General features: G+C 40.0%; 27 protein-coding genes. 21 read left to right on the top strand and 6 right to left on the bottom strand.

The window, feature by feature from the left end; translation table 11 throughout:
- The first annotated feature begins 23 nt into the window (after positions 1 to 23).
- The 4 genes from JWR61_RS25965 to JWR61_RS25950 all read left to right on the top strand — a co-directional run bounded on the left by JWR61_RS25965 (position 24) and on the right by JWR61_RS25950 (position 4,206).
- On the top strand, positions 24 to 722 hold the full coding sequence (locus JWR61_RS25965; protein WP_301930570.1) for a YjjG family noncanonical pyrimidine nucleotidase: 699 nt from the start codon (positions 24 to 26) through the stop codon (positions 720 to 722).
- A gap of 95 nt (positions 723 to 817) precedes the next feature.
- A complete protein-coding gene (gene murA, locus JWR61_RS25960; RefSeq protein WP_301930569.1) occupies positions 818 to 2,122 on the top strand; it encodes a UDP-N-acetylglucosamine 1-carboxyvinyltransferase in 1,305 nt (434 codons plus the stop codon).
- Positions 2,123 to 2,302: 180 nt separating this feature from the next.
- Positions 2,303 to 2,875: a guanylate kinase gene (gmk, locus tag JWR61_RS25955; protein ID WP_301930568.1), complete on the top strand. Its 573-nt coding sequence runs from the start codon at positions 2,303 to 2,305 to the stop codon at positions 2,873 to 2,875.
- 44 nt (positions 2,876 to 2,919) lie between these two features.
- Positions 2,920 to 4,206 carry a hemolysin family protein gene (locus JWR61_RS25950; RefSeq protein WP_290339805.1) on the top strand — a complete coding sequence of 429 codons (1,287 nt, stop codon included), beginning with the start codon at positions 2,920 to 2,922 and terminating at the stop codon, positions 4,204 to 4,206.
- A gap of 293 nt (positions 4,207 to 4,499) precedes the next feature.
- On the opposite strand, the gene JWR61_RS25945 is transcribed toward JWR61_RS25950, so the two are convergent.
- From JWR61_RS25945 to JWR61_RS25935, 3 genes are all read right to left on the bottom strand, one after another.
- Positions 4,500 to 7,667 carry an efflux RND transporter permease subunit gene (locus JWR61_RS25945; RefSeq protein ID WP_301930567.1) on the bottom strand — a complete coding sequence of 1,056 codons (3,168 nt, stop codon included), beginning with the start codon at positions 7,665 to 7,667 and terminating at the stop codon, positions 4,500 to 4,502.
- 48 nt (positions 7,668 to 7,715) lie between these two features.
- Positions 7,716 to 8,816, bottom strand: a complete 1,101-nt coding sequence (locus JWR61_RS25940; RefSeq protein ID WP_301930566.1) for an efflux RND transporter periplasmic adaptor subunit — start codon at positions 8,814 to 8,816, stop codon at positions 7,716 to 7,718.
- 94 nt (positions 8,817 to 8,910) lie between these two features.
- The gene (locus tag JWR61_RS25935) at positions 8,911 to 10,182 is read right to left on the bottom strand and encodes a TolC family protein (protein WP_301930565.1); all 1,272 of its coding nucleotides are present in this window, start codon (positions 10,180 to 10,182) and stop codon (positions 8,911 to 8,913) included.
- 151 nt (positions 10,183 to 10,333) lie between these two features.
- Here JWR61_RS25935 and JWR61_RS25930 point away from each other — a divergent pair, with 151 nt between their 5' ends.
- The 16 genes from JWR61_RS25930 (at position 10,334) to yidD (ending at position 23,597) form a co-directional block, all read left to right on the top strand.
- The gene (locus tag JWR61_RS25930) at positions 10,334 to 11,437 is read left to right on the top strand and encodes a glycosyltransferase (protein WP_301930564.1); all 1,104 of its coding nucleotides are present in this window, start codon (positions 10,334 to 10,336) and stop codon (positions 11,435 to 11,437) included.
- Between the two features lie 79 nt (positions 11,438 to 11,516).
- Positions 11,517 to 11,861, top strand: coding sequence for a gliding motility protein GldC (gene gldC / locus JWR61_RS25925; RefSeq protein WP_301930563.1), 345 nt, complete (start codon positions 11,517 to 11,519; stop codon positions 11,859 to 11,861).
- A gap of 92 nt (positions 11,862 to 11,953) precedes the next feature.
- Entirely contained in the window at positions 11,954 to 12,406 is a 453-nt protein-coding gene (locus JWR61_RS25920; protein WP_290339812.1) for a GatB/YqeY domain-containing protein, read from the top strand.
- 10 nt (positions 12,407 to 12,416) lie between these two features.
- The gene (locus tag JWR61_RS25915; protein WP_290339813.1) at positions 12,417 to 12,953 is read left to right on the top strand and encodes a CvpA family protein; all 537 of its coding nucleotides are present in this window, start codon (positions 12,417 to 12,419) and stop codon (positions 12,951 to 12,953) included.
- Positions 12,954 to 13,041: 88 nt separating this feature from the next.
- Complete coding sequence (locus JWR61_RS25910) at positions 13,042 to 13,827, top strand: alpha/beta fold hydrolase (RefSeq protein WP_290339814.1); 786 nt, start codon at positions 13,042 to 13,044, stop codon at positions 13,825 to 13,827.
- A gap of 58 nt (positions 13,828 to 13,885) precedes the next feature.
- A complete protein-coding gene (locus JWR61_RS25905; protein ID WP_301930562.1) occupies positions 13,886 to 14,548 on the top strand; it encodes a CBS domain-containing protein in 663 nt (220 codons plus the stop codon).
- Positions 14,549 to 14,801: 253 nt separating this feature from the next.
- On the top strand, positions 14,802 to 15,680 hold the full coding sequence (locus JWR61_RS25900) for an NAD kinase (RefSeq protein ID WP_290339816.1): 879 nt from the start codon (positions 14,802 to 14,804) through the stop codon (positions 15,678 to 15,680).
- A 96-nt stretch (positions 15,681 to 15,776) separates the two neighbouring features.
- The gene (locus JWR61_RS25895) at positions 15,777 to 16,637 is read left to right on the top strand and encodes a DUF6089 family protein (RefSeq protein ID WP_301930561.1); all 861 of its coding nucleotides are present in this window, start codon (positions 15,777 to 15,779) and stop codon (positions 16,635 to 16,637) included.
- A gap of 161 nt (positions 16,638 to 16,798) precedes the next feature.
- On the top strand, positions 16,799 to 17,557 hold the full coding sequence (locus JWR61_RS25890) for an isoprenyl transferase (RefSeq protein WP_353960502.1): 759 nt from the start codon (positions 16,799 to 16,801) through the stop codon (positions 17,555 to 17,557).
- 218 nt (positions 17,558 to 17,775) lie between these two features.
- Positions 17,776 to 20,511, top strand: coding sequence for an outer membrane protein assembly factor (locus JWR61_RS25885; protein ID WP_301930559.1), 2,736 nt, complete (start codon positions 17,776 to 17,778; stop codon positions 20,509 to 20,511).
- A gap of 49 nt (positions 20,512 to 20,560) precedes the next feature.
- Entirely contained in the window at positions 20,561 to 21,073 is a 513-nt protein-coding gene (locus JWR61_RS25880; RefSeq protein WP_290339820.1) for an OmpH family outer membrane protein, read from the top strand.
- Between the two features lie 80 nt (positions 21,074 to 21,153).
- A complete protein-coding gene (locus JWR61_RS25875) occupies positions 21,154 to 21,699 on the top strand; it encodes an OmpH family outer membrane protein (RefSeq protein ID WP_290339821.1) in 546 nt (181 codons plus the stop codon).
- A 62-nt stretch (positions 21,700 to 21,761) separates the two neighbouring features.
- Complete coding sequence (gene murI, locus JWR61_RS25870) at positions 21,762 to 22,583, top strand: glutamate racemase (protein ID WP_301930558.1); 822 nt, start codon at positions 21,762 to 21,764, stop codon at positions 22,581 to 22,583.
- Between the two features lie 148 nt (positions 22,584 to 22,731).
- Positions 22,732 to 22,899, top strand: coding sequence for a 50S ribosomal protein L34 (gene rpmH, locus JWR61_RS25865; RefSeq protein ID WP_290339823.1), 168 nt, complete (start codon positions 22,732 to 22,734; stop codon positions 22,897 to 22,899).
- A gap of 82 nt (positions 22,900 to 22,981) precedes the next feature.
- The gene (gene rnpA, locus JWR61_RS25860) at positions 22,982 to 23,392 is read left to right on the top strand and encodes a ribonuclease P protein component (RefSeq protein ID WP_301930557.1); all 411 of its coding nucleotides are present in this window, start codon (positions 22,982 to 22,984) and stop codon (positions 23,390 to 23,392) included.
- Positions 23,367 to 23,597 carry a membrane protein insertion efficiency factor YidD gene (gene yidD, locus JWR61_RS25855; RefSeq protein ID WP_301930556.1) on the top strand — a complete coding sequence of 77 codons (231 nt, stop codon included), beginning with the start codon at positions 23,367 to 23,369 and terminating at the stop codon, positions 23,595 to 23,597. The genes rnpA and yidD overlap by 26 nt, the downstream gene beginning before the upstream one ends.
- A 74-nt stretch (positions 23,598 to 23,671) precedes the next feature.
- Here yidD and JWR61_RS25850 read toward each other — a convergent pair whose 3' ends face one another.
- Both JWR61_RS25850 and JWR61_RS25845 read right to left on the bottom strand, forming a co-directional pair.
- Positions 23,672 to 24,580 carry an alpha/beta fold hydrolase gene (locus tag JWR61_RS25850; protein WP_301930555.1) on the bottom strand — a complete coding sequence of 303 codons (909 nt, stop codon included), beginning with the start codon at positions 24,578 to 24,580 and terminating at the stop codon, positions 23,672 to 23,674.
- Between the two features lie 190 nt (positions 24,581 to 24,770).
- Complete coding sequence (locus JWR61_RS25845; RefSeq protein WP_301930554.1) at positions 24,771 to 25,379, bottom strand: superoxide dismutase; 609 nt, start codon at positions 25,377 to 25,379, stop codon at positions 24,771 to 24,773.
- Between the two features lie 185 nt (positions 25,380 to 25,564).
- On the opposite strand from JWR61_RS25845, the gene JWR61_RS25840 reads away from it, so the two are divergent.
- Positions 25,565 to 25,951, top strand: a complete 387-nt coding sequence (locus JWR61_RS25840) for a T9SS type A sorting domain-containing protein (RefSeq protein WP_301930553.1) — start codon at positions 25,565 to 25,567, stop codon at positions 25,949 to 25,951.
- Positions 25,952 to 25,978: 27 nt separating this feature from the next.
- Here the strand turns inward: JWR61_RS25840 and JWR61_RS25835 are convergent, their stop codons facing one another.
- Positions 25,979 to 26,416, bottom strand: a complete 438-nt coding sequence (locus JWR61_RS25835) for a nucleoside deaminase (RefSeq protein ID WP_301930552.1) — start codon at positions 26,414 to 26,416, stop codon at positions 25,979 to 25,981.
- Positions 26,417 to 26,448 lie beyond the last annotated feature (32 nt).

The following is a 26,448-nucleotide window of genomic DNA, read 5'->3' as shown; positions in this document are numbered from 1 at the left end:
CAATACTCAACCATTGGATACACATGCCGGCATATAAACATTTATTTTTCGATCTTGACCATACCTTATGGGACTTTGATGCCAACGCAAAGGAGGCGTTGATAGAAGTTTATGATCATTTTGAACTGGAAGCAAAGGGCGTTCATCCATTTGTTGATTTTTATAAACACTACCTGCACCACAATGAAATTTTATGGGACAGGTACCACAAAGGATTTATCACCAGCGACGAGTTAAAATGGAAGCGCATGTGGCGTACCATGCTGGAGTTTAAAATCGGCAGCGAGCAATTGGCCAGGGATATGAGCGTTCACTTTTTGGAGCGCTTACCTGTAAAAAAAATACTGTTTCCGCACACCATCGAAATAATGGACTACCTCACCGCCAAAGGATACACGTTGCACCTCATCACCAATGGTTTTGAAAAAACACAGTGGAGCAAAATCAACAACAGCGGGCTTAACAAGTATTTTACGCACATGATCACATCGGAAGCAAGCAACAGCCTGAAGCCAAAAAAGGAAATTTTTGAATTCGCTTTGCAAAAAGCTGGTGCTTCGTTAGCCGAAAGCATCATGCTGGGGGATAACCTGGATGCCGATATACAGGGCGCCATCAATGCGGGCATGGACTGTGTATTTGTAAATCACCTGAAGATAAGCACCGATATAAAGCCAACGTACACCATTCACCACCTGGAAGAGCTGGAACAAATTTTCTAAATAAAAAGCTGGTTCGATAATTGAATCAGAGTTTTTTATATAAAATAGTTACTTTCATTTTTTTATCATTGTTCATTTTATAGCAGCACAAATTTATGAGCTCATTCGAAGTACGGGGTGGCAAAAAACTGTCGGGAGAAATTACACCGCAGGGTGCCAAAAACGAAGCATTGCAGATTATTTCAGCGGTATTACTTACGGCTGAAAAGGTCACCGTTACCAATATCCCCGACATTATTGATGTAAACCTGCTGATAGAACTGCTGGGAGAAATGAACGTAAAAATAAACCGTGTAAGCAGAGATACCTGTATTTTTCAGGCCGATGATGTAAATGTCGACTATTTAAACAGTGACGACTACCATAAAAAGAGCGGCAGGCTGCGGGGCTCTGTAATGCTTGCCGGTCCGATGCTGGCAAGGTTTAAAAAAGCCTTTCTGCCCAAACCGGGCGGTGATAAAATTGGCAGAAGGAGATTGGATACGCACATCATGGGATTTGAAAAACTGGGTGCAGCTTTTCAATACAATCCTGATGGATATTTTTACCTGGCGGCACCTGAATTAAAAGGCGCCCACATTGTGCTGGACGAGCCAAGTGTAACTGGTACTGCCAATATTTTAATGGCGGCGGTGATGGCCAAAGGTGTTAGCACCATTTACAATGCAGCCTGCGAACCGTACCTGCAGCAGTTATGTAAAATGCTTAACCGCATGGGGGCTAAAATAAGTGGTATATCAAGCAATATGCTTACCATTGAGGGAGTAGATGAGCTTGGAGGTACTGACCATCGCCTGTTGCCGGACATGATTGAAGTAGGGAGTTTTATCGGCCTTGCAGCCATGACACAAGGAGATGTAACCATAAAGGACGCAGGGCTGGCACACCTCGGCATCATACCGGAAAGATTCCAGCAGCTGGGTATACAGATGGAATTTATTGGCGATGATATTCATATTCCTTCGCAGGATTTGTATGAAATTCAGAAATACATGGATGGAGGTATATTGACCATCTATGATCATCCCTGGCCTGGTTTTACACCGGATTTACTAAGCATTGTACTGGTAACCGCCATACAAGCCAAAGGCAGTGTATTGATTCACCAGAAGATGTTTGAAAGTCGCTTGTTTTTTGTAGATAAATTAATTGACATGGGTGCCCAGGTAATTTTGTGTGATCCTCACCGGGCAGTTGTGGTGGGGTTGGAAAGGGAACAGCAGTTAAGAGGCATTACCATGAGCAGTCCGGATATAAGGGCTGGCGTGGCTTTGCTGATTGCAGCATTGAGTGCCGATGGTAAAAGTATTATCCAAAATATTGAACAAATTGACCGGGGCTATCAAAACATAGATGCAAGGTTACAGGCGCTGGGTGCGGATATTAAGAGGGTTAACTAATTGATGCATTCGTAAATTGTTGGATGGTTGAATGGTTACATTGTTTTAAGGTATTTTCAAATGGGGTAGCTGCTTTGTATAGGTAGTCATCCAGGAACAATGCAACAATATAGCCATTCAACAATATAACCACTCAACAATTCAACTCTGCAAATTGCCTTTTCTTTCTTTTCTTTGCAAATGGCTATCCCAAACAAAATCATCATCATTACTGCGCCATCGGGTGCAGGTAAAACGTCCATCACACTGCATTTAATGCGTGTTTTTCCTCAACTTGCTTTTTCTGTTTCGGCTGCAACCAGGCAGGCGAGGGGCAGTGAAAAAAATGGTGTAGACTACCATTTTATGAGTACCGAGGAGTTTAAACAAAAAATTCAGCAAAACGAATTTGCTGAATGGGAGATGGTATACGAAGGAAAATATTACGGCACTTTAAAGAGCGAACTGCAACGCATTTGGGATGCTGGTAAAATACCTATCCTTGATATTGATGTAAAAGGAGCCATTCATGTTAAACAGCAATATCCCGAATCCGCCATCAGCCTGTTTATTGTGCCACCCTCTGTGGATGCTTTAAAAACCCGTTTGGAAAGCCGCGGTACAGAAACGCCGGAATCATTGGCAGCAAGGGTAAACAAGGCGGCCTACGAAATTTCTTTTAAAGACCAGTTTGATGAGCAGATTGTTAATGATACACTGGAACATGCGTGCAGCGAAGCGGAGCGCATTATCGGCGCTTTCATAGAACGGTAAATTCATTTGGTGTTCAAATCAATGTTTGTTATTATTTTTACTATATGGACTGGATAGCACTTTTTGCGATTATAATTTCTTTACTCCTCATTGGCTTTTTCTCCGGGATAGAAATTGCTTTTGTATCAGCCAACAAGCTGTCAATTGAACTGCGAAAAAAGCAAGGTTCCTACAGTGGAAGAACCTGGGGCGATTTTGCGGACAAGCCGGCCCGTTTTATTGGTACCATGCTGGTGAGCGTTAACATTGTACTGGTAGTATATGGTTTACTGGTGGGCGAATTTTTATATCCACTCTGGCACTACATCGAATTAAAGCTGCCGGTAGCACTGGCTGATTATGTAAAGTATATCAAACTGCTGGTAGAAACAATTTTGTCAACGCTTATTGTACTGTTTGTAGAATTTGTATTTAAAGCATTCTTCAGGGCAACCAACGAAAGCATTTTAAGCAGCGGTTTCATTGCCTACATTGTGCAGTTCTTTTTTGCTGCCTTCTCGGCCATCTCTACTTTTTTTGTAAACATTGCAGAATGGGTGCTGCGTTATATTTTTAATGTAAGGCTGAGTGATAAAAAAGAAGTGTTTACGAAGATAGACCTGGAACATTTTATCCAGCAAAGCAAGCATCATGATGAAGAAGATACCAGCGACATCAACAAGGAATTATTTGAAAATGCCTTGTCGCTGAGCGAAATTAAAATAAGGGAATGCCTGATACCCCGTAAGGAAATTGAAGGCGTAGACATTACCCGCAATATTGATGAGGTTAAAAGTATTTTTATCCAGACAAAGCTGAGTAAGCTGGTGGTGTATGATAAAAATATTGACAATATCCTGGGCTATATTCACCAGTTGGATCTGTTTAAAAATCCATCGGATGTACGATCTATATTATTACCAATACCGGCAATCCCTGAAAGTATGAGTGCTACTGACCTGATGAATAAATTCAGCAGGGACAGAAAAAGTATTGCGTGGGTGGTGGATGAATTTGGCGGAACTGCCGGCATAGTAACTATGGAAGATTTGCTGGAAGAAATTTTCGGCGATATCCGCGATGAACACGATACAGAAGAGTTTGTAGAAAAACAACTGGCCACCAACGAATTTATTTTCAGCGGAAGACTTGAGCTGGATTACATTACGGAGAAATATGAGCTTGAATTTCCGGACAGGGCTGATACTGAAACACTGAGCGGTTTTATAATTCATAACCGGGATGAAATACCCAAACAGAAACAAACTTTCACCATTGGAAATTACCAGTTCGACATTTTAAATGTAAGTGATACCCGTATCGATACGGTGAAATTAAGAGTGTTGAAGTAGGGCGCCTGCCCATAGCCTGAAGGAGAGTTATTTGACGACTGTAATTTCAACCAGGTATTTTATTAGCCATCCTTATGCCGCCAATTTCCACCGCGTAATCAGCAAGCTTTTCGGATTGAAGACGTATAATAAAGCTGAAAAAGTACAAGAGGGCGATGCAACGATGATCCACAAATATGCTTAGTCCGGACAATCGTTTTTACAAAACTGCTCCACAAATACATTGGTAAATTGTGGAGCAGCATACTGTTATTTAAGAAAGCAATCAGACATCTAAAAATCAGCCATTTGCTTTATTCATTTGGCTTTTCCACCTTACTTACCACCCGCATTTTTCTCAATAGTTTCCTGTTTTCCCTGTGGTGCATTAACTTAAATTCGAGTGCGTAAATAACTGGTAAAATTAATAATGTGAGGATGGTGGAGGTTACGAGGCCGCCAATCACCACTACTGCCAAAGGCTTCTGCGTTTCACTGCCGATACCGGTTGAAATAGCGGCGGGCATCAGGCCGATCATGGCCATCAGCGCCGTCATTACTACCGGGCGAACTCTTGATTTTACACCTTCCCTGATGGCATCATCCAGGTGCATTTTGGCATCCAGGTTTTTTCTGAAAACACTGATGAGGATTACGCCGTTTTGAATACATACACCAAATAAAGCGATGAAACCAATGCCTGCACTAATGCTGAAATTAATGCCCGTAATGTGTAAGGCCAGTATACCGCCAATCAATGCAAAGGGTACATTCATGATGGTTAAAAAAGCATCCTTGGCGTTGCCGTATGTTACAAAAAGAATCAAGAAGATTACCAGCAGGCAAATGGGTACTACTCTTGCGAGGGTGGCAGAAGCCCGTTGCTGATTTTCAAACTCGCCGTTCCAGCTCAATTTGTAACCTTGTTTTAATTGAACTGCTTCATTTACTTTTTGTTGGGCGTCAGCAATCGTGCTTCCTAAATCTCTTCCGCGTACGGAAAATTTCACTGCAATATGCCGCATGTTATTATCACGGAAAATAAATGCAGGTCCGGTCAAAGTGCGGATAGTAGATATTTCTTTCAGCGGAATTTTGGCGCCATCATTGGTGGGTACCATTAAATTTTCAATGGCTTCCTGGGATGCCCTGAACTCCTGACGGTAGCGAAGCCTTACGTCAAATTTTCTTTCGCCTTCGTATAATTGTGTTGCGGCTTTACCACCGATCGCCATTTCAATTACGGCATTGGCGTCTGCGGTATTGATACCATAAAAAGCCATTTTTTGCTGATCCAGTTCAATGCGAAATTCCGGTTGGCCGAGGTTACGCAACACGCCAAGGTCTTCAATGCCTTTTACTTTTTTCAACACGTCCATTACGGCATTGGCGGTGCTGTCGAGTGTTAGAAAATCAGGTCCAAAAATTTTAACTGCCATGGCAGCATTTACACCCGCCACTGCTTCTTCCACATTATCGCGGATGGGTTGTGAATAGTTAAACACTATGCCGGGAAATTTACGCAACTGAACATCCATTTCATCTATCAGCTGGTCTTCGGTTATTTTTCTTTTCCAGGTTTTTTGTGGCTGAAGATCTACCTGTATCTGTACATTAAAAAAGCCTTTAGGATCTGTACCATCATTGGTGCGACCTACCTGCGAAAGCGTTTGTTTTACTTCGGGAAATTTTTGCAGGATGTCAACCATTTTATTGCTGACAAGATTGGCTTCTGATAGTGAAACACTCATAGGCAATTCGGCTTCTACCCATAACGCACCTTCATTCAGATCCGGTAGAAATTCTGAGCCTAAAAATTTGGCAGAGAAAAAAGTAAGTACCATTACAATGATGGCAATGAGTACGCTTAATTTTTGATTTCGGTAAACAATGGCCAATAATTTTGCAACGCCGTTTTCGAAAAACAACACAATAGGGTTGTGCTTTTCCCGCACATTTTTGCGCAGCAATATACTCGAAAGCGCCGGCACCAATGTAAGCGTGAAGAGTAATGCGCCTACCAATGCAAAGCCCAATGTATACGCCAGTGGCGAAAACATTTTGCCTTCTACTTTTTGAAAAGCAAAAATGGGAATCAGGCAGGTTATGATAATGAGCTTTGAAAAGAAAATGGATTTACCCATTTCTGTTCCGGTAGTTTTAAAGAGGCCGAGTTTGGCCAGTTTATTGAACTTCTCCATGCCTACTTCGCGGGCCTTGTGGTCCATGGCTACAAATAATCCTTCCACCATTACCACGGCACCGTCTATGATGATACCAAAATCAATGGCACCCATCGAAAGTAAATTAGCGCTCATGCCTTTAATGCGCATGCAGATGAAAGCAAATAATAATGAGAGCGGAATGATGATGCTAACGGTAACGGTTGTACGCCAGTCGGCCATAAACAATAGTACGATAAGTGTTACCAGGATAATACCTTCAATTAAATTATGGATAACCGTTTCCTGCGCAAAATCCATCAGGTTAGTACGATCGTAAAACGTATTGATTTTTACATCCTTCGGTAAAATATTATCGTTGAGATCTTTTATTTTCGCCCTTACATTATCCAATACTTCGCTTGGATTCTCCCCTTTGCGCATTACAATAATGCCTTCAATCACATCTGTTTGCTTGCCGTTTTTATCAGCTCTTTCAACCTGTCCCAGCCTTGGTTTGCCGGCTTCCACCACATTGGCTACATTCTTTATCAGCAAGGGAACGCCATGTGTTTTTGTGATGATGATATTTTGAATTTCATCCACATTATTTAATAAACCAATTCCTCTTACCAGGTAAGACTGGCCATTTTTTTCAATCACATCGCCGCCCACATTCACATTGCTTTTGGCGATGGCATTGTACACATCCAGCGAAGTAAGATTGTACTTCAATAACAGGTCAGGATTGACACTTACTTCAAAAGTTTTTTCTTCGCCGCCAAAACTATTTACATCTGCTACACCGGCTACGCTTTTAAACTGCCTGTCAAGTACCCAATTCTGTATAGTAGTTAAATCACGAATGGAGCGGGTTGCACTGCTTAATGTATAACGGAAGATTTCACCGGTAGGTCCGTAAGGTGGCTGTACATCTGGTTTTACACCGTCCGGTAAATCTGCGCCACTCAAACGGCTCATTACCTGCTGGCGTGCAAAGGCATCATCTACATCATCATCGAAAATAATGCGGATGTAGGACAGGCCGAAAGCTGAAGTGGTGCGCAGGTTGGATTTTTTCTGCACTGAATTCAGCACCGTTTCCATTGGGATGGTGATGAATTTTTCAACTTCCTCTGCGCTTCTGCCGCTCCATTGAGCGATGATAATAATTTGTGTATTGGTTACATCGGGAAAGGTTTCTATGGGCGTGTTTTTATAACTGATTACCCCTATGACCACGAGAATGCCAGTCAGAAAAAACACCAGTATACGATGCCGTAAAGAAAAATATATTATTTGTTTGATGAACTTATTCATAACAGGTGTAAAAAACTTTTAAGAAAGCGGTGTGTAATAGGATGGATGTTATTTTTCCGTCAATGCACGGTAAAGCAATATCTGGTTGGCAGAGATTACTTTTTTGCCCGCCTGCAAACCGGACTTCAAATAGGCTTTATCACCGGAAATTTTAAGCAGCTCTACCTGTTGTACTTTTAAATCGCATTTACCATGGTACAGCACTACATAATTGTTTCCGTTTTCTGAAACAATGGCTGCAGCCGGAATACTGATCGCATCCTGACCTTCCTTATTTAATACAGTAATGTTGGCGAACATTTCCGGCTTCAGTTGCAGGTTATCATTTTTCAGACGAACTCTTATTTTCATCACTTTTGTCTCAGGGTCCAGTATCTGGCTCACTTTATCAATAACACCGGTAAAAACTTTATCAGGGTACGCAAGGGTGGTGACATTGGCAGTATAACCTTCTTTTACTTTGGCAATATCTGTTTCATATACATTTGCCCAAACCCAAACTTCACTGATATCCCCGATGGTAAACATATTTTCTGTATTGTCGGCACGGATAAAAGCGCCCGCATTAATCTTTTTTTCAACCACGTAACCGGCAATAGGAGCGGTTATTACGTAAGAGCCGCCTACGTTGGTATGGCCGCCGCCATTGATACTGATTTGTTCTTTCAGCTTTTGAACAGCTGTAGCCGCCTTACTGTAATTTTCTTTTGCCTCACTGTATTCTCTTTCACTTGCAATACCGTTTTTATAAAGCGAAGCCTCATTATCCAATTGTCTTTTAGCAATGTTATAGTCATTTTCTGCAGTTGAAAGATCACTATAATTGCCAGCCACTTCTACACTCTTGATTGTTGCCAGCACCTGGCCTTTACTCACTTTATCACCTTGCGATACTTTTACTTCCATCACCTTGCCGCTGCTGAAAGGAAACACTTTAACCACTTTGCTGTCACTGAAACTAATCTCTCCGGAAAGTTTTAATGCATTTTCTATATTGCCGTTGGACGCAGAATCAATGTGTATAATTTGCTCCATTGAATCGGTAATACAAATTTTTGCGTTTGGATCAGCTTCGGGTTCTTTCTTGTCTTTACAGGAGAATAAAATTGCAGCGAAAAAAAACAAGGTGGTTATTGGGGCTATTTTCATTATATGTTGATGAGTTTTGTTGTGAGCGTTCTGTTTAAAAAGATGGGTCTATTCTGTGAATCAATTAGCCTTTTTACTGAAGATGGTTTATGAATCAATCGAGTTTAATCACGTCGTTGCCTACCGTATAATTAAGGTCGGCCGCAGCATGTACCAAACCATTGTGTTGCTCAAGCAGTTTTAATTTTGTGTCTTTATAGGCATCCATAAAATCAATAAACTCCAGCAGGCTTAACTGGCGTTGCTGATAGCTTTGCAGCATATTGGTAAAAAGCGTATCGTATTGCTGAGAAAAATTTAACTGCTGCCTGTTATTTACACTTTGGTAAAAAGCAAATTTGCTGGCCGCATTTGAAATTTCATTTTTTATTCTTTCGGTTGTAAGGTCTGTAACTGCCTGCTGTTGCTGTATAGAGAATTTGGCAGCTGCAATATTGCCCTGGTTTTTATTGAAAATATTTAACGGTAGTGAAACCGCCAGCCCTACATAATTATTGGCATAACTGCTGCGCTGATCATATTCCGTTCCGATACTGATATCAGGTTTTGCCAATGCTTTCTGGTATGTAAGATTATGGTTTTGTAAAGCCAGTGCGGTTTGTGCCAGTCTGGCGTCGGGACGGTTTGCAATAGCCTGTTGTAATAAAGCACTGGTGTCAGGAATACCTACGGTGGTAAGATCTCCAAATTTATAATCAAACAACGGCGATATAAATTTTTGCTCGTTGTTGTTGAGCAATAATTTTACTTCGCTCTCAATGTTAATCAACTGGGCATCGGTGTTTACCAGCTCATTTTGCAAACTAAACAGCAATGCTTTTATACGCAGGTTATCTTTTACCGAAACATTGCCCGCCTGCAATAAAAGATCCATACCCTTAGAAAGTTTATTGACCTCATCTATTTCTCCGGTATATACTTTTTTAATTTTCAGCAAATGACTCACTTCCAGCAAATCATTGTGCAGTGTGTAACGAAGCGTACGCAACAAATCATCAAACTGTTCCTGGGAAATAGTGGTATTATCTGCGGCGAGCTGCGCTGCCTTATTTCTTTTACCTGCAGTTCTTACCAGTTGCATTACCTGTACATATACTTGCCCGGCTGTGGCGTTGTGCTGAAAAAACTTACCGTCATAAATGTTTTGGTCTGTCGTCAGCACCGGGTTATCCCAAAGTTTTGCCTGTTTGATCAGTGCTTTATTTACATCCACATTATACCTTGCCGCAAGCAATGAAAGGTTGTTTTGTAAAAATATTTTTTCTGCTGCAGGGAATGAAAGCGACAGGGTGTCGACCTTGGTTTGTGCGCTTACCCTGAAGAAACACAACACTGTGATAATAAAAAAAAGCGAAATCTTTTGCATGGGGTTATGATAGATTTTTCATCAATGGGCAAATATAGACTGGGCTTTGGTTAAGCGTTTATTAACAAAAGTTAACGACCGGTTAAGCAGATTAGTTGACAGCCAGTTGTACAATTAGCAGGATAAGTTTGACAGGCCTATTTTTGCAGTAATGAACATAGTAGTAAATATCAATTCGATAAAAAAGGCGGCGGCATTTGATGAAGTGAATTTTATAAAGGATCGTTTTAATCAATTGATTCACGATCAGCCTCAACACCATTTTTTTTTACTGGCTGCAGACAAAAGTGACCCCGTGGCTTCTTTAAAAAACTGTTCCCTGATTCATGCGCGTGATTACAGGAATCGTTTGCTGCAATCAATGTGGTATGACTACCGGTTGCCTGTTATCTTAAAAAAAGTTAAAGCTTCCCTGTTTGTAAATCTGGAGGCTGTTTGTTCTTTCAGAACCACTGTGCCGCAATGTTTGGTGTTACCGCATTTTTCAGTGGTGCCTGATTCATATAGGTCACAGAAAAAAATGACGGTTCATTTTGATAAAGCTGCACAAATCATTACCAGTGCTCAGTGTTTTAAAAATAATATTTGCACTCAATATCAAATTGATGAAGAAAAAGTGCGGGTGATTTATAACAACGGAGATAACAACTTTAAACCGCTTGACCAGTCGGAAAAAGAGATTTGCAAAAACAAATATACTGACGGCAGAGAATATTTTTTATTTACCGGTGAATTAACGGGCGACAATAACCTCACGAATTTATTAAAGGCATTTTCATTTTTTAAAAAGAGACAACAAAGCAATATGCTGCTGCTGATTGCCGCTACTAATTACAGTCCCGATAATGTGTTTGAAAAAAGCTTGCAGACATACAAATACAGAAACGAGGTAAAAGTACTGCCTAACCTTACCTGCCCAGACCTTGGAATATTAACTGCTGCAGCCTATTCATTTGTTTATGCGACACGGCAAAATACTTCCTATATTCCGGTACTTAATGCGATGCAGTGCGGAGTACCAGTGATTGTAAGTAACTCGCTGCTGATGAATGAAATTTGTGATGACGCGGCATTATTTACGGAACCTGCCGTTTTTGAAAATATGGCAGATAAAATGATGCTGATTTTTAAAGATGAAACCCTCCGAAATGTATTGGTTGAAAAATGCAAATTAAATGCGGCAAATTTTGATGCTGTCAGGGCTAGTCAATTACTTTGGCAATGTTTTGAAAAATGCGCTATCCTAAATGATTAAACACAAAGGCTTTATCTTTGCATCCGTAAATTTATCATTTAAATAAAGCAATCTGGAAAACAGGTAAGATTAAAATTGTATGAACCAGTCTACTATAAAAATTGATGTACTATTGGATCCGGATAAAATTCCACAACAAATAAGCTGGACGGCCAGCGACAGTACAGCCGATATGGCCCAGCAAGCCAAAGCGATGTGTATTGCTTTTTGGGATGGGGCGGATAAAACAGCCTTAAGAATTGACCTTTGGACAAAGGATATGATGATGGATGAAATGGCTGACTTTTATTACCAGATGCTGATGACGATGGCCGATACTTTTAAAAGAGCTACACATCAGCATGAACTGAGTGATGATATGAAAAAATTTGCCAAAGAGTTTTTTGACAAATTCAGGGCAATACAGTTGAAAGAGCAGCAATAAAAAATAACGCCACCTGTTTGTGGTTGTATCAAATAAAATCATTGTTAACGATATAAAAAAGTCCGGCTTATAGATGCCCGGCAATTAAACATATGAATCTTGAACAGCAGATAATGAGTGAAATGAAAGATGCAATGAAAGCAAAGAACGAAGGCGTTTTAAGAGGCCTGCGTGCTATTAAAGCAGAAATCATAAAGGCGAAGACAGACCCGGGAGCCGGCGGTGAGATTGATGCTGCAACCGAACAGAAATTTTTACAAAAAATGATGAAGCAGCGCCGGGATTCACTGGAAATTTTTGAAAAACAGGGGCGGGAAGACCTGGCGGTAAAAGAGCGGGAAGAGATTGCTGTTATAGAAAAATTTCTTCCAAAGCAAATGACTGAAAGTGAAATTAAGGAAGCTGTTGCTGCAATTATTGCTCAAACCGGGGCAAGTTCGCCAGCGGATATGGGCAAAGTAATGGGTGTGGCCAGTAAACAACTGGCAGGCCTTGCTGATGGAAAAGTAATCAGCGCCATTGTAAAAGATTTATTGAGCAAATAATATAACATTTTTGATAGACATTATTTTTGCCATATTGATTGTAATAGCCGTTATTAAGGGATATCAGAAGGGCTTTATTGTGGCAGTTTTTTCTATCGTGGCATTTATACTGGGCCTGGCTGCCGCACTAAAATTATCATCAGTTGTAGCAGTTTACCTGCAAAACAATGCAACCATATCAGCATCCTGGCTACCTTTTATTTCTTTTGCCATCGTATTTGTTGTGGTGGCCGTATTGGTAAACATGGGCGGCAAGCTGATAGAAAAAACTTTTGAAATGGCCATGCTGGGATGGCTTAACAGAATTGGTGGCATACTATTATATATTGTTTTATACATCATCATTTTCAGCGTGTTTTTATTTTATGCAGATAAAATACACCTGTTCAGTGAAACTGCAATGGAATCATCCAAAGTATTTCCCTTCGTTAAGCCCTGGGCGCCATTTGTAATAGATGGTTTTGGAAAAATCGTCCCGGTGTTTAAAGATATGTTTACACAACTGGAGGGATATTTTGAAAGCTTGTCTTCCAAAGTGGCTCATTAATTTGAGGCATTATTTTATTTACTGTAATTTTAACCCGAATCACTATTTTAGCGGTTAGTTATATCACCTGCATTTATCAGTTCCAACAATGAGTTACGAATTTAAACAAGACGGAAAATTTAAGTACATAGAAGTTGGAGAGGGGGAACCATTATTGTTGCTGCACGGATTATTTGGCGCATTAAGTAATTTTAAAGACCTGATTGAACATTTTCGCTTAACGCACAAAGTAATTGTGCCTATTCTTCCATTATTGGATCTTGATTTGCTTCACACCTCTGTAGGAGGATTGGAAAAATTTGTTTTCCGGTTTATAGAGCACCGCAATTATAATAATATTCATTTATTAGGAAATTCGCTGGGTGGTCACGTTGCATTGGTACATATTTTAAAACATCCGGAAAGAATAAAATCATTGATATTAACCGGCAGTTCTGGTTTATTCGAAAATGGCATGGGAGATACTTACCCAAAGCGTGGCGACAAAGAGTATATCCGAAAGAAGACTGAGCTTACTTTTTATGATCCTGCCATGGCAACGGAAGAGTTGGTGAACGAAGTATTTGAAATAACCAACAACCGTATTAAGGTAATAAAAATAATTGCGCTGGCGAAAAGCGCAATTCGTAATAACCTGGGCGAAGAATTAAAGGATATTAAACAACCCACTTGCCTTATATGGGGTAATAACGATAGTATCACTCCCCCTTTTGTAGGCAAAGAATTTAATAACCTGATTCCAAACAGCGAATTGCATATTATCGACAAATGCGGGCACGCCCCTATGATGGAAGTTCCGGAAGAATTTAACAGGGTGTTAGATGATTTTTTGGCAAAACAAAAGGCGCCTGCTGCAACAGTTAAACAAATTTAATTGTCCTATACTTAAAATAACTTTTTTACCGTTATAGTATTGCTACAATTGCTCTTTTATGCTTACAGCAGAACTGATTAATAATAATATTCCTAGACTGCAGTTGCAGGATTCTGTTGGTAAAGCCATTCGTCTTATCAATGATTACAGAGTTACGCACCTTCCTGTGGTAAATGAGGAAATTTATTTGGGGATGATCAGTGAGGACGATTTGCTGGATGCTTATGATGAAAAATCGGGTATTGAAATACTACAGGAACATTTTGTACACGATTCTGTAAAAGATGATGTCCACTTTTTAAATGCGGTAAATTATACCAGCCTACACGAAACTTCCATTGTACCAGTTATAAGTAAAACCAATGCATTAACCGGTGTTATAACTGCGCCTGATTTATTAAAGGCGATGGCCGCCTTTTCAGGATCAAGCGAATTTGGTGGCATAATCGTACTGGAAATGGAAAGGCAGCAGTTTTCCGTTTCGCAAATAAGCAGAATTGTAGAAAGCAACGATGCCGTTATTTTGAATCTCAACACTACAAGGCATGCGGATTCTGGAATGTTGACTGTGACGCTCCATCTGAACAAACAGGAAGTTTCTGCTATCGTTACTGCATTTGAGCGGTATGAGTATAATGTGCTCTATTCTTTCGGCGACGAAAAATTTGAAGATAATATTGATACCAACTATCGCCACTTGATGAACTACCTGGATATTTAAGTATCGTCTTTCCATTCCTCCTATTGGTTTCCTTTTTTACAGGCTGATCTTAGATAGATTTTTTGCCCCTTCCTTTTGTAGTAATTAGCCCCTTCTGTTTTCAAAGAGGCGTATTTAAAAAATTAGTAAATAATTTTCGATTAAATTAGCAGACTAATATTTTACCACTAACTAATCAATGTTTTATAAATACAACGTCACTAATTGTATGGCAATGCAGGTGTTTGCATAAGGTAATGATAAAAATAAAAAAATGAAAATTGCAATATATAGCCGGGGTATAGAAAACGACCAGCATAAGGATATTGAAACTTTTATGGAGGAACTGAAGACCTACAATGTTGAGCCTGTTTTTTTCCAGGATTTTTTTAACCAGTTTTATTCTGCCGTAAATATGCGGGGCAAATACGGCACTTTCAATGCTGCGGAAGATCTGGACGACAGTTATGATTTCATGATTAGCCTCGGTGGAGACGGCACATTGCTGGATACGGTTACCCTGATACAGGATAAAGGAATACCGGTATTAGGAATTAATTACGGCAGGCTGGGATTTCTTGCCACAATAGGCAAAGAAGATTTAGGTTCGGCCATTAAGGCATTAGTGGACAGAACTTATGTGCTTGATGAGAGAACCCTCATTCACCTGGATGCCGATCTTCCCTTGTTTGGCAATGCGCCATTTTGTTTAAACGAGTTTGTTATCCATAAGAAAGATACGTCATCAATGATAAAAATTCATACTTACTTAAATGGAGAATTTTTAAATACTTACTGGGCGGATGGCTTAATTGTTGCTACGCCTACCGGGTCAACCGGTTATTCACTAAGCTGTAACGGGCCAGTAGTGTTTCCTGAAAGCGGCAACTTTGTAATTACACCGGTAGCGCCACACAATTTAAACATACGGCCCATTGTGGTGTCTGATGATAATATAATTTCGTTTGAAGTGGAAAGCAGAAGCGACGGGTTTTTATGCAGCCTGGATAGCAGGAGAGAATTGGTGCCAAAGGAAGTGCAACTCGCTGTTAAAAAAGAAGAGTTCTCAATAAACCTGGTGAGGTTAAATGAAAATAATTTTTTACAAACGCTGCGAAATAAACTTTCCTGGGGGCTCGATAAGCGCAATTAATTTTGGTTCCTGTCGTTAACTGCTGTTGCATAAACTTCTTTCATCTGGCAGGGGAATAGGCTGACTTATTTTAAAACAATTATTTACTTTGTAATTATGAAAAAAACCATCCTTTCTGTATCGTTGCTTTTTTCCCTGGTATCCGGGGTGATGGCTCAAAAAGAATATGGTACTGTTCAGCAGGGCGAGTTTGGCTTCACAGCCGGTGTGGCGCATTATTTTGGCGATTTAAACACAAGGGCAAAACTTAACAGGCTGAAACCGGCCGTGGGTATTTTTTACAGAAAACAGTTCAATAATTACCTGGGCCTGCGGGTGAGTGCACACTATGCTCAGCTTGGCTACAGCGATATTTACAGTAAAAATAGTTTTCAAAATACCAGAAATCTAAGCTTTAACTCTGATATTCTGGAATTTGCCGTTCACGGAGATTTTAACTTTTTAAAATATATCCCCGGGGACCCCGACTTTTCCTTCACTCCCTATGTAACACTCGGATTGGGGATTTTTAGCTACAATCCTTATGCATACTTAAACAACAAAAAAATATTTCTACGCCCGCTTGGCACAGAAGGACAGAATATAAAATATGTTGGTGCAGACGGTAAAGTAAGAAAACCCTACGGAAGTACGGCTATGTGTATTCCAATTGGTATGGGTATTAAATACAGTATCAACAGCAGCATGAACCTCTCTTTCCAAATTGCCGAACGCCTTACTACCACCGATTACCTGGATGATGTAAGTACTACTTATGTTGGAGCGGATAAATTTCCGCCTTTAAACGGACAGCCGTCTACAGCCGGTCTTTTGCAGGACAGAAGTTACGAAAAAGTGCCTGTGCCTATCGGAAACGAAGGCGTACAGCGTGGCTGGAGCAAACAAAAAGATCAATATATTATTTTTGAAGTTGGCCTGTCGTTTAACATCAGCAGTTATGTGTGTCCAAAACCCTGATTAGTGTTTTCCAAAAAAAATATAAAAATTGCCGCCGGATAATTCCGGCGTTTTTTTTGGCTGAAGCATTAACCGTTAAGATTCGGTTAAAACGCTTATTGCAACTAAATTTTATTACTTTTGCAGCCCAAAGTCAGTCACTGGCGCTGATGCTATTTTATATGAGTTTGAAGGATACAATCAACATGCAAAAATTGCCCCGTCACATCGCCATCATCATGGACGGCAATGGAAGATGGGCAAAAGAAAAAGGCGAAGACCGCCTTTTTGGCCATATGCACGGGGTGGAAAGTGTTCGGAATATCGTGGAAGGCTGTGCCGAATTAGGCATTGAGTACCTTACCTTATACGCATTCAGTACCGAAAACTGGGACAGACCTGCATACGAAGTAACCGGTTTGATGGAATTACTGGTAGATACTATCCGAAAGGAAGTCCCAACATTAAATAAGAATAATATTAAGATGCATGCTATCGGCGATATGAGTATGCTACCCGAAAATGCGAGGAAGGAATTGAACGAAGCGTTTGAAGAAACAAGTGCGAACACCGGTCTTAACCTCATTATGGCACTTAGTTACAGCAGCCGCTGGGAACTAATGGCTGCTGTAAAGCAAATTGCAACGGACGTAAAAGAAGGAAAGCTTCAGCCTGAACAAATTACACAAGATACCATACAACAATACTTATCAACCAGTAGTTTTCCTGATCCTGAATTAATGATTCGTACAAGTGGGGAATACCGTATCAGCAATTTTTTATTATACCAGCTTGCCTACGCTGAATTGTATTTTACAAATACCCGTTGGCCGGATTTTAGAAAAGACAACCTCTATGAAGCCATTATAGATTTTCAAAACAGGGAAAGAAGATTTGGTAAAACCGGTGATCAGATCAAGGAAGAAATACCCATTTCATAATTGTATGCTTTATTCTGCAGTGCTTAATATTTTGAAGCCACAAATCTGCAGGATGAACAGGTATGTAAGCAACCCTGCAGCAATATATCATATTGCACATTAAAAAGGGTAAGAAGATTGTAATTTTTATTTAAAAGCACTGTTAAAAACAGGGTGATTGTTTAACAAATAGTTTTCATTATAGCAAGTAATTTGCCGGATAGTAAAAAAACCAATTAATGCACAGGATTTACCAGAACTTTTTATTGATAGTTTTTATCGCTTTTATTGGCAATGCAGCAGTTGCCCAGGTAGTTCCTGATACTTCGCACCCGGTTTCTGCAAATCCCGAATTGCTGGAAATCTTAAATGCTAAAACCCCCAAACCATATACGATCGCTGGAATTACAGTAACGGGAAATAAAGGCTTTGATGGCAATCTTATTATTTCTATCTCTGGTCTTGCAGTGGGTGATAAAGTGCAGCTTCCAGGCACAGATATTTTTAGTAAAGCCATTACCAAATTATGGAAACAAAATCTGATAGCTGATGTTGCTATTTATTTCACCAGGCTGGAAGGTAAAGACCTCTATGTAGAAATAGCAATTACTGAAAGACCCCGTTTGGCTGATTTCAAATTCAATGGGATTAAGAAGGGGGAAAAAGATGATTTGGCCACCAAGAGCGGATTGGTAAAAGACAGGGTGGTAACCGATAATATGAAGATGAGTGCTATGGATGCCATCCAGAAATTTTTTGCAGATAAAGGATATCGCAATGTAAAAACTGTTGTTAAGGAAGAGAAGTCTCCTTCCTCGGTAAATGCGGTTATTTTAGAATTTAATATTGACAAGGGCAACAAGGTCAAAGTAAATTCAATTGACTTTTCAGGTAACGATAATATCGGCGACCTGAAATTAAAAAAGCAGATGAAGGGTACACATGAGATGACAAGATTTACTTTGTATCCACCTAAAAGTACCAGCCCTTTTGGCGACAGCAGCAATAGAATTTCTTTTGGCGAATACCTCAAAGATTACGGTTACCTGTCCCTTTCCAAAACAAAATCTTATCTGGATCCCTGGTTCCGCTTTAAATTATTCAGTTCAGCAAAGTTTAACCCGGTTAAGTACGAAGAAGATAAAGAACACGTGCTTGATTATTACAATTCCCAGGGTTTTAGAGACGCTAATATTGTAGAAGATGCTAAAGTGCCCAATGCAGAAGGAAATTTGGATGTGTATGTAAAAGTAAACGAAGGGCATAAGTATTATTTCGGTGATATGGTGTGGAGAGGAAATACAAAATATTCCGATTCAGTTTTAAATTTGTTGCTGGGTATCCGTAAAGGAGATATTTATAACCTTGAATTATTGAATAAACGCTTAGGTAAGCAGTTAACGGCAGAAGGTGGTGATATAGGTAGTTTATACATGGATGATGGTTACCTGTTTTTTAAAGTTGATCCAATAGAAACATCTGTTTACAATGATACCATCAACTTTGAAATTCGTATGCAGGAAGGCCCCCAGGCCACTATTGGCAAAGTAGAAATCTCAGGCAATGAAAAAACGAAAGACTATGTGGTAAGAAGGGAATTAAGAACAGTACCCGGTGAAAAATTCAGCCGTCAGGATATTATCCGTACACAACGGGAATTAGGTCAGTTAGGCTTTTTTAACCCTGAAAAAATCACTCCTAATATCGTTCCCAATTCTGACAATGGAACAGTGGATATCAACTGGGGTGTGGAAGAAAAATCGAATGATCAGTTGGAATTATCTGCCGGCTTTGGTGGTGGTATTGGTTTAACAGGTACATTGGGGATTACCTTCAACAACTTTTCCATCGACAATATTTTTAATAAAAAAACATGGGATCCTTTACCATCGGGTAGCGGACAAAAATTGAGTGCGAGGGTGCAGTCCAATGGACGTGCATACAGGTCGTATAACCTTTCGTTTACAGAACCATGGCTCGGAGGTAAAAAAAGAAATTCCTTTTCTGTGAGCCTGTACAATACGAAATATGCCAACGCATACAACGCATATGGACAATATTGTAACAGTTGCGGTGACAGCTCATACCTGAAAACAATTGGTGCGGGTGTATCATTAGGTAAGCAATTAAAATGGCCGGATGATTATTTTTCTTTTGTTACCTCTTTAAATGTGCAGCAATACAAACTGAAAAATTATGCTAACATCTTTAAAGGAATTAGCAATGGTACTTCTACCAATATCAGTTTAAAACTGGCACTGGCACGTAGTGCCACACAGGGCAATCCTATTTTCCCAACGGGCGGATCGAACTTTATGGTGAGCGGACAATTTACATTGCCTTACTCAGCACTTGGCCTGGTGAACGAAACTGAAAATCCTTACAGATGGCCGGAGTTTCATAAATGGCGCTTTAACGGCGATTATTATGTACCACTGGGTATAGCGCGTGGTGCAGATAAAAACAAACAGTTTATATTGAAGGCTTCCGCCAAATATGGTTTTATAGGCCGCTATAATTCCAAACTCCAGATTTCGCCATTTGAACGTTTTCAATTGGGAGATGCAGGTTTAAGTAACAACTTTGCCATATTGGGATATGATATCATTGCCCACAGGGGATACCCGGTGTATAATTCTTCTGACCCGAAAGTGAATCCTGATAACGTAACGCCCTCTGAGTTCTTTACTATTTTTAATAAATATACGGTTGAATTAAGATACCCCTTCAGTACTAATCCAAGCAGTACAATTTATGGTCTTGCTTTTTTTGAAGCTGCCAATGGATGGTATGATTTTAAAGATTATAATCCGTTTAAGTTACGCCGTTCTGTTGGTGTGGGTATGCGTTTCTTTCTGCCTATGTTTGGCTTGTTGGGATTTGATTATGGTCTTGGTATAGACAGGATACAGGCTGGGCAACCGGTTAAAAACGCATTCAAATTCACCTTTATGCTGGGCCAGGAGCCTGAATAATTATTAACAGCTTAAATTTTATCCCTTAATTTGTATAAAAAGTCTGAAGATGAAAAAAATATTAACGCTTGTAAGTGCCTTACTGTTGTTTTCTTTTGTTGCCCTGGCACAACGATATGCAGTAATTGATTCAAAATACATACTGGAAAAAATGCCTGATTACAAGGAATCCCAGACCAAGTTAGACCAGTTTAGCGCCCAGTGGCAGCAGGAAATTGAAAAAAAACAGGCCGACCTGGATAAGATGTATAAGGATTATGACGCTGAGCAGGTTATGTTGAGTGACGATTTAAAAAAGAAAAGAGAAGATGAATTATTTAACAGGGAAAAGGAAGTAAGGGACCTGCAAAAAAAGCGCTTTGGTTTTGAGGGCGACTTGTTTAAAAAACGACAGGAATTGATAAAACCCATACAGGACAGGGTTTATGTAGCCATCCAGAAATTGGCTGTGGAGAAATCTTATGATTTTATTTTAGACAAAAGTGAAGGAATTACCGTTATATTTGCCGACCCAAAACTTGACAAAAGCGACGATGTATTGAAGTTGCTGGGTGTTAAATAAATCACAATCAAATACTGGCATGCAGCCAAAAACCACAAAAAATAAACTATAAACAAAACAATTAAACATTTAAACCAACGATGAAAAAATTATTCGCAGTAGTTGTATTAGTTGTCTCAATTTTAGGATTGACCAATACGGCTTTTTCACAAAAAATCGGCTACATCAATACCGAAGAATTAATCGGTGCAATGCCGGAAGCAGCCACAGCTACTACCCAGTTACAGGATTACCAGACAGCATTGCAACAGCAATACACTGATTTAAATTCAGAGTTACAGGAAAAAGACAGTGCTTTTGTAAGGGATTCTGCCAAATTATCTTCTGCTACTAAAGAGCTAAGAAGATCTGCCCTGATTGAATTGTACCAGAAATTACAGGGCTTTCAGCAAGCAACCCAGCAGAAATTACAGGAAAAGCAACAGGAGTTATTGATGCCAATACGTAATAAAGCTTTGGAAACGATTAAAGTTGTTGGTAAAGAAAATGCTTATACGTACGTGTTAGACCAAAATGCAGTAATTGTTGGACCTCCGGGAGATGATATTTTGCCACTGGTAAAGAAGAAATTAAACATTAAGGATAAGGAAGCGCCAAAAGCACCGGCAGCAAAGCCAAAGCCTTAATTTAAATTATAAATTATACAAAAGCCATCCTGCAAACGGGATGGCTTTTGTATTTTTGGTATATGGTAAAAGGACCAATTGGAGTATTCGACAGCGGCTACGGAGGATTAACTGTTTTAAGGGAAATAAAAACTCAACTTCCCGGGTATGATTATGTTTATCTCGGCGATAATGCAAGAGCTCCCTACGGTTCAAGAAGTTTTGAAACCATTTACCAATATACGTTGCAATGTGTTGAGTGGTTTTTTAAACAGGGATGTCCACTGGTGATATTGGCTTGTAATACTGCGTCAGCCAAGGCTTTGCGCAGCATACAGCAGCTTAACCTGCCGTTGATTGATCCTTCTAGGAGAGTATTGGGTGTTATACGCCCTACTTCAGAAATAATTGGCCATTATACAAATACTAATAAAGTAGGCGTATTGGGAACAGCGGGAACAGTTCAATCTCTATCCTACCCGATTGAGATCGAAAAATTCTTTCCCTCTGTCCAGGTATTTCAGCAAGCCTGCCCCATGTGGGTGCCGCTGGTGGAGAACAATGAATACAATTCTCCGGGGGCTGATTACTTTATAAAAAAATACCTGGATCAGTTGCTCGATCAGTCGAATGAAATTGATACCGTGTTGTTGGCATGTACGCATTATCCATTGTTGATTGATAAAATACGGGCTTACCTGCCCCCGGCTATTTCAATTATATCACAGGGCGATATTGTTGCCAAGAGCCTGGTGGATTATTTGAATCGCCATCCCGAAATTGAAAGCAAATGCAATAAGCAGGGCAATTCAGTTTTCTTTACAACAGATTCAGCCAACGATTTTAACCAGAAGGCGACCATTTTTTATGGAAACCCCATCCAGTCTGAACATTTGGTGCTTTAAGTATAAAAAAAATAGAAATCACGCTACTCAAATCACAATTTTACCTTACCTTCGCCGTCCTTTCACAAGCAGCAGGGATGGTGCCCTGATGAATGTAGATTAAAAAGTGTTTTTGTAACTAATTTTGTAAAGGAAAAAACTTAATACAATGCCAGGTAAAAAAAGAACATACCAACCACATGTACGCAGAAGAAAACATGTTCATGGATTTCGTCAGCGCATGCAAACTGCCAATGGCCGCAAGGTATTGGCAAGCCGCCGCAAAAAAGGTCGTGCAAAACTGACCGTTTCTGACGAACGTTTCGGAAAAAAATAAACCGCTCCAGTTCCTGAAAGGGGATACCAAGCATCAAAATATAAGCTTTCCTTTTGGAAGGCTTTTTTTATTTTTGTTATAATTGCAATCTACAATACGATATACGCTCGGCAAACAGGAGCGGCTTAAGAGCCGTAAAATAATTGATCAATTATTTAAAGAAGGAAAATTTTTTTCTGTTTTTCCAATAAGGATTGTTTGGCAGCACCGGGAAAAAACAGCCACCAGTTTACAGGCTGGATTTACGGTAAGTTCCAAACATTTTAAAAAAGCGGTCCATCGTAACCGCATCCGGCGGTTGATGAAAGAAGCGTACAGGTTACAAAAAAATAATCTTCAGCTGCAAGTTGAACAAAGTGACAAACAACTGGTTATTTTTTTGATGTACGTCGGCAAGGAAATACCGGAATACTCACTGATTACAGAAAAAATAAAAACCGTTTTAAGCAGGCTTCAAAAAATGGTGCATGAAGACAGTACAGCAAATAATTAGCGCCCCTTTTATATGGATGATAAGGTTATATCAGTTAATCATATCTCCCTGGTTGCCCAGCCGCTGCCGTTTTACGCCTACCTGTTCTCAATATGGAATAGAAGCTTTTAAAAAATATGGCCCACTCAAAGGTTTTTGGTTAACTGCAAAAAGGGTTGTGCGTTGCAATCCCTGGGGTGGACATGGACATGACCCGGTGCCATAAAAAAGCCATCTTACAAAACCACAAATGATTCTGTAAAATGGCGTCAAGCATTTTCCCTGCTTCATTATGCTATTTTAAAATGCGTGATAAGGTTCGCTATTTTCTCTTACAATTTCTCTTTCCCTGAATTTGCTACCTGCCTGGTCGGCAGAAATTAAAATGAAATCACGCAGATCCTCATTCAGCCTTTCTTTAGCCGTATACCATAAACCGTGTGGCTCACCCTCATAAACTATAAACGTTGCATTTGGAATTAATTTTGCACTTTCTTCACCTGTAGCTTTTATCGGAACTGTTTTATCACTGTCTCCATGAATAATCAATGTCGGCACGTTTATTTTTGTTACGTCCTGCCGGAAGTCGGTTGAGGAAAATGAATGCGCACATTGCAGTGTTGCTATTGGCGAAGACTTCATCACCTGTGTTAAATTATTGGCTAGAAAAGCATCGCTAACCGGGTGATTTAGCAACGAAACGCCGAAAAAATCTTTACCGAAACTTTCCATAAAGGCTGGCCGGTCCTGTTTTATTCCATTGGCCATTGTATCAAATTGCTCCTGCGGAACACCTTCCGGGTTGTCTGAAGTGTGCAACATGTAAGGCACCACCGCACTCACCAACATCACCTTCGTAACACGGGCGCCTCCGTATAAAGAGAAATATTTTGCAATTTCACCGCCACCCATCGAAAATCCAACAAGGGTCACATCTTCCAGGTTCAGCTCATCTAATAAAGCTTTTAAATCTCCGGCCATTGTGTTATAGTCATAGCCATCATAAGGCCAGTCCGATTTACCAAAACCACGCCGGTCGTAAGTTATACAACGTATACCTTGCTGCGTCAGTTGTGTTACCTGGTACTCCCACATAGCGCCGTTCAAAGGCCAGCCATGAATGAAAACCGCAGGCTTACCTTTTCCGCAATCTTCATAATAAATATTTACAGGTTCGGCATTGTTTTGATTGGATGTTATAAATGGCATAATAATAAAATTAAGAATGAAACAATATAGTTACCTGATAACTATATCAACAATGTTGCCAGTAAGATACAAGCTGTATTATTATCTCTGGTGCCGTATTATGTAGAAATTTCTTCGCCTTGCAGGTTAAGATGCCCGCAAAAAAAAAGCTGCAGTATTTCTACTGCAGCTATAAAAAAATTATCCTGTATTACTTTGAAGCAGCCTCAAAACGCTCAGCCACTTTTTTCCAGTTGATAACATTCCAAAATGCGGCTAAATAATCAGGGCGCTTGTTCTGGTACTTTAAATAATAAGCATGTTCCCAAACGTCTACTCCCAAAACAGGTTTACCTTTTACCTCGGCAACATCCATCAACGGGTTATCCTGGTTGGGTGTTGAAGAAATTTCAAGCTTGCCATCTTTAACAATCAGCCATGCCCAGCCACTTCCAAAACGGCCAACACCTGCTGCTGCAAATTTTTCTTTAAATGCATCGAAAGATCCGAAGGCCGCGGTAATCGCATCCGCCAATGCGCCGGTCGGCGTGCCGCCTGCGTTAGGAGCCATAGTTTCCCAAAAAAAACTGTGGTTCCAGTGACCGCCACCGTTGTTACGAACGGGGGCGCTGATGGTTCCTGCAACAGCTACAATTTCTTCCAACGTCTTGCCTTCATTGGGTGTTCCAGCAAGCGCCTTGTTCAAATTATCAACATAAGCCTGGTGATGTTTTCCATGATGTATCTGCATGGTTAAAGTGTCAATATGTGGCTCCAATGCGTCGTGCGCATATGGTAGTGCCGGTAATGTAAATGCCATAATTGTTGTTTATAGATTGATTTTAATGTAAATACTTATTTAAGATAACGCGTAACCTGTTATTTTTTACAAATTTAGTGGCCTTATAGCGAGATGTCAAATACAATGCCGTTTCATTTTTTAAGAAACTGTTATGAAATATTGACATGGTAATTGCTCCCATCAATACCCCATAATTAAATTCTATGTTCAAACCGTTTCTGTTTGTTTTTTGTTGCTTTTCTACGTGCTGTTGTTTTGCACAGTCTTTGCAATTGTCCGACAGTATTCCCACTACTGCCGTTGTAAATACCATTCCGGAAAAAATAGTGAAAACCGAAGACCATACGTCAGTGAAGATTTATCCCAATCCTGCTAAAAATAAAATTTCATTGCAGGTGCAGGGTTTTGAGCCCGGTATAGCCCAGGTAAAAATTACGGATACAAAAGGAAAGTTATGCCGGCAGGACAACCGTTTACTCACAAACGGGCAGGAAGAAATTGCTATGTTTTTATCGCTGATGCCGGGGATCTATTTTATTTCAATCAATCAAAAAGATAAAGTGGTAAAGAAAAAGCTCGTGATATTTTAGTCGGCCCACATGATCAGCCATTGCATGTTACCGTCTTTGTTTGAAGAAATCTTTCATTAGTTGTGCGCACTCGTTTTGCAAAATGCCACCGGTGACAGTTGTTTTAGGATGAAACGGGGAGACATCTTGCGCCACCCTTTTGTAACCATTTTTTTCATCTTCGGCCCCATATACAACCCGCCCGATTTTACTCCAGTATAAAGCGCCACTGCACATGAGGCAAGGCTGCACAGTTACATACAATATAGCCTCCGGAAGATACTTGCTGCCTAAAAAATTAAAGGCTGCGGTCAATGCAATAATCTCTGCATGAGCTGTGCTGTCAGTTAATTTTTCTACCTGGTTATAACCTCTTGCAATAATACGGTCATTCATTACAATTACAGCACCTACTGGTACTTCGCCTTCATCAAAAGCTTTCCGGGCTTCCTTTAGAGCCTGCTGCATATACTGTTCATCCGTCATACAAATGGTTTAATTACCTTGCTGCAAAATTA

The sequence above is a fragment of the Ferruginibacter sp. genome, assembly GCF_028288465.1.
In the GTDB taxonomy this organism is placed as follows: domain Bacteria; phylum Bacteroidota; class Bacteroidia; order Chitinophagales; family Chitinophagaceae; genus Ferruginibacter.
This window is presented reverse-complemented; position numbering and strand designations above follow the sequence as displayed.